We start from the raw sequence: 410 nt of genomic DNA, 5'->3' as shown, positions 1-410 counted from the left end.
GTAGAGCCGATTATTTAAATGAAATGGGTTCTAATATTCAATCAACTTTTGGACCTGTTTTATCTACCGAAGGAATGAATAATTTTTGGGCATCAAACAAAGAAAATTTAAGTGTTTTAGAAGATGATTCATCAGCTTTACAATATAATAGTGGATTAGGAAGAAATTTTGATGTTGATGAAACTCATTTATCATTTTATGGTATGGGAACTTTAAAATCTTCTGAAAAGTGGACTATTTTAGGAGGATTAAGAGCTACAAAAACGGAAACAAAAGTATCAGGATATGTTGTTGAAAATGATGCTTTGAAAAAATCAATAAAGACTAAAAAATATTGGGCGGTATTGCCAATGTTACATGTTAAATATTCTCCTAAAAGAGATTTAAATATCCGTTTTGCAGCAACAAGA

Annotated in this window: 1 protein-coding gene; it reads left to right on the top strand. The window is 29.5% G+C overall.

All coding sequences use genetic code 11. The features are described from left to right. The coding region (locus EHC72_RS22545) for a TonB-dependent receptor domain-containing protein (protein ID WP_165585926.1) at positions 1-410 on the top strand (410 nt) is incomplete at both ends.

Origin of the sequence: Pedobacter nototheniae, from assembly GCF_004335085.1 — a bacterium.
GTDB lineage: Bacteria > Bacteroidota > Bacteroidia > Sphingobacteriales > Sphingobacteriaceae > Pedobacter > Pedobacter nototheniae.
The sequence above is the reverse complement of the archived record's forward strand: the minus strand, read 5'-3'. Positions and strand labels throughout refer to the sequence as shown.